The following is a 3,602-nucleotide window of genomic DNA, read 5'->3' as shown; positions in this document are numbered from 1 at the left end:
TTAAATAGATGTATTTGTTTGGTTCTCTCGTTACACGATCGGCCAGCCAGGATGCTTATATTTATGAGTTGGTTGTAGGGACGACCTTATAGTTTTCTAATAAAGAAGAAAGTAAATCCTGCTCCATTTGGTCAATCAAATCATACTTGTCTTGGTAGTGTAAGTAGAATCTTCCCCTATTTATAGCTGCACGTATCGTGATGTCTCGAACAGAGATGCTCATAAAATGCTTTTCCTTCATTAACTGCAATAAGCTTAGCTTGATTTTTTCTATGGTTTTCTCAATCATGACTCATTATAAATAAACCCGATACCCACAGGGGTATTTTGACCCTCAACAAGCCTCGAGACGGGAATACGTGGGATCTAGACGGGATTACGCATTCTCCAGACGGGATTAATGTGTCTTTTCGACAAAATCACGTGGAAATCCCCCCTAATAATCCTTCAACAACCCTCATGACGGGATGAATAAGTATTTCCTCTATTCTTTCCGATATGTAATCCAAGCTGGGCATGGGCTGACCGGTATTACCTTAAGTAATGACATGGCACACTCATCTGTTGTATCAAACTCCCCCTTGATGAACTGTATGTTATGTTTCTCTGCATACTTGATTTGCTGAAAAACTAATGACCTTAATATGGGGTTTGCTTCAGCTGAATGTACCCCCGCCCAACCTAATTCTGCAGTGTCTTTTTCCTCTGAGGTGTGAAGAAAGGAATAGGCTAGGATGTTCTTTTCAGCAGAATCCATACCAATAAGACTTCCATTCAGGATTACGTCATCCGCCGAAATCATTTTACCCCAAATGTCATCTCCCATCTCAGCAACCGGATTATCACGATGTGTTTGTTCGTAATTTCGTTTTACTAAATTAATGAGTTTATTTTTTAACAAATGGTTCTTAACTAATTCATCCATGCTTTTTACTACGAATGGCTCATCGTAAGCAGTTATGTAGGAATTTATCGTTTTCACAGAAATAACTGGCATATAGGTTCTGCGTATTTCTATAAATCCTTTATTTTCATAAAAAGAACGTAAACCAACAGCTGTTTCCCAAACCGACGTTTGCAAGGGGCTGTCAATCTTATCAATCAAAACAGCGAAAAGTTTTTCCGGTATCTTTTTTTCAGGATATAAAGGGTTACAAAGTAGACGAATATACGTGCAATGTGGATGAAACTTGCTCACCCACGCGAAGATCATCCCTTGTAGTTCTTCACCGCAATATGCCGCATAGGCAGCTTTTAAGTTAGGACTGTTCAAAATATTTAAATACGACTCTTTTTCAAAACAGAGTTTTAGAAATGAAACCATCTTCATCCGATCAATTTCTCTTATTTGTTCAATGTGAATGCTCATTTTTTCTCCTTTACTGGTTTTATACTTCATTCTCCAAATGAATGGATAAACCCTTCAATTTAAAGAAGAGCCGAAGCATCGGCTCTTTAAGGTCGTAAATAGGATAGCAGCATTTCTTTTAACAACGTTTGTTGAATAACGGGAGCAACATCTTCCTCTAAGTAAGCAATAGAAGCTTTTAAGGCTATATTGCTTCCGAAGTTTCCAAAGGCATTAATAATGGTGATCAACGCTTCTTTGACCGGAATATCACTTCGAATCGAACCATCTATTTTTCCATCTTCAATAATCTTCATGAGAATTTGTGTGATTGTCTTTTGAACTTCTAGATAGTCTTCGATGTCCTCTAGAGGTTTTTGTGCAAACGATGCATAGCTTTCAAATGCTTCTCGAAATTTCGCAGATTTGCTCAGCTGATTCATAGAATGTATCATCAGATAATCTAAAATTTGTTCGACTCTTTCAAAGCTAGAGCTATTGGTCGAGGCTATTTTTTCAAAATGCTCAATATTCTTTTCTAGGTTACATACTGCTACTGCAACGATCAATTTATCTTTTTTAGGAAAATATCTAAACAAAGTGGCAATTCCAATTCCTTCAGCATCAGCCACATCTTGCATTTGTACTGTATCCAAGCCGTTCTCGAGAAATAGCTTTTCAGCGGTAAGAACGATACTCTTGTAACGTTTACTCTTCTTTTGTTCCCGAATTCCAGTAGGTGACATTCTTTCATCATCTTCTCTCTAACATGATCACACTTTTTTAGTATACTAATTTCATTGAAATACTATATCACATTATATAATAAAAATTGAGAGGAATACGTTCGACTTGAATTAATTCTTCCCTAACTAGGAAACATTCTTCCTACTGGCACTTGATTCTTCCCTAACTCTCAATCACTCTGCTCAATCAAGCTATCAGTCTAAGTTACCCAATAGTTGATATTTTCCTATAGTTTACCTTAAAATGGTATAAAACAGTTTAAGGAGATACTTTCATGAATCATTTTATAAATAAAACTCATTTAGAATATATCCAAGATTACCTAGAAAGGAAAGAATCTTCTAATCTTCCATCTTGGCTGCAGTATTTAGTTTCCGCTGAGGAAATTCACCAGAATTTTGAACACATCCATTCGCTTCAGGAACTTTCCACTAACCGAGTCATTCAGTATGTGTATCGTACCCTCGTTATTCTTGAAGAAAAAAAAGATCCAGTTCTCACTGATGAAATGTATTGGCAATTGGCAGTCGTCTTATCGTATGGTGAAGCGGCAAAAGGAGGAACTGCAGAACAAAGAAAGAATTGGCTGGAAAAAGGCTATAATCTAATGGCACATAATGAGGGATCCGCGCATATCTTTTGGGAAGATTATTTGGGCTACGATAAACCCCTTCTCTTTACGTTAATCAAAACCCATGGCTTAATCGGCCAATATCTCCGTGGTGAGACGAGACTCAGCGCTAGCAGTGAATTAGTGGAAACGATGCGGTCCTATTACGATGACAAAACCGCAAAAGAACTGCTCTATATTTTAAACGAATGCATTATTGCCGCTGTTTCTGATGAGTTATGGCTCAACGTGAAAAATGACGTGAGCTCTACCATAGAAAAGCCTTTTCAACAAGATTTCAGTGAAGACTTTGAAAACCGGATTGACAGACTTACAGCAAGCTTTAGCGAAACTTCATCAGAAAAAAAGTTGATCATGGCCACTCAAATGGATAAGGTAAGAGTATTTTTACAGAATAAAGATTTATGGTATGTGGAGCCATCGATGCACGATCTTTCATTTGCCGATTTCTGGGCTATTCTATGCTTAGCAGCTGATGAGATTATGTCGCCTCATATTGCCCACCTTAATTTTGAAACACTCATGAAGCAGCTTCACTATGATTATAAAGGGCAAAAGCATAGTAATGTTTATCGAAAACGGGTAATCGAAAAGTTCCTTCATGAGTACAGCAGTAGTCAACATCTCGACACGACACACGTCACCTTTAAAGTGGATAGCTATGAATTGTTTAATACTGCTTTTCTTTCATTTGAATTTTCAGATGTCGGCGAAGCACTTATTCAATTTTGTGTGGAAGCAGAAAAAACAGGCGGGATGATTCATAACCAAGCCACCGTGCTGCTATTCGATTTGTTTGGTCTGCGTCGAGACGCCTATGATCGGTTCAATAACGAGGATGATTACCTTACCCATATGAACAGTTCTGTCGATGAT

At 37.7% G+C, this 3,602-nt stretch carries 4 protein-coding genes; 1 reads left to right on the top strand and 3 read right to left on the bottom strand.

Annotation, left to right across the window (positions count from 1 at the left end):
- Positions 1-61 precede the first annotated feature (61 nt).
- The 3 genes from AC52RT_RS04310 to AC52RT_RS04300 form a co-directional block, all read right to left on the bottom strand.
- Entirely contained in the window at positions 62-289 is a 228-nt protein-coding gene (locus tag AC52RT_RS04310) for a TetR/AcrR family transcriptional regulator (protein WP_495539609.1), read from the bottom strand.
- 195 nt (positions 290-484) lie between these two features.
- Entirely contained in the window at positions 485-1,399 is a 915-nt protein-coding gene (locus AC52RT_RS04305) for a hypothetical protein (protein ID WP_495539608.1), read from the bottom strand.
- A 56-nt stretch (positions 1,400-1,455) separates the two neighbouring features.
- A complete protein-coding gene (locus AC52RT_RS04300; RefSeq protein ID WP_495539607.1) occupies positions 1,456-2,094 on the bottom strand; it encodes a TetR/AcrR family transcriptional regulator in 639 nt (212 codons plus the stop codon).
- A gap of 275 nt (positions 2,095-2,369) precedes the next feature.
- Here AC52RT_RS04300 and AC52RT_RS04295 point away from each other — a divergent pair.
- Positions 2,370-3,602 (top strand): class I SAM-dependent methyltransferase (locus AC52RT_RS04295; protein WP_495539606.1); only part of this gene is annotated, 1,233 nt, incomplete at its 3' end.

The organism is Peribacillus sp. (genome assembly GCF_059453735.1).
The sequence above is the reverse complement of the archived record's forward strand: the minus strand, read 5'-3'. Positions and strand labels throughout refer to the sequence as shown.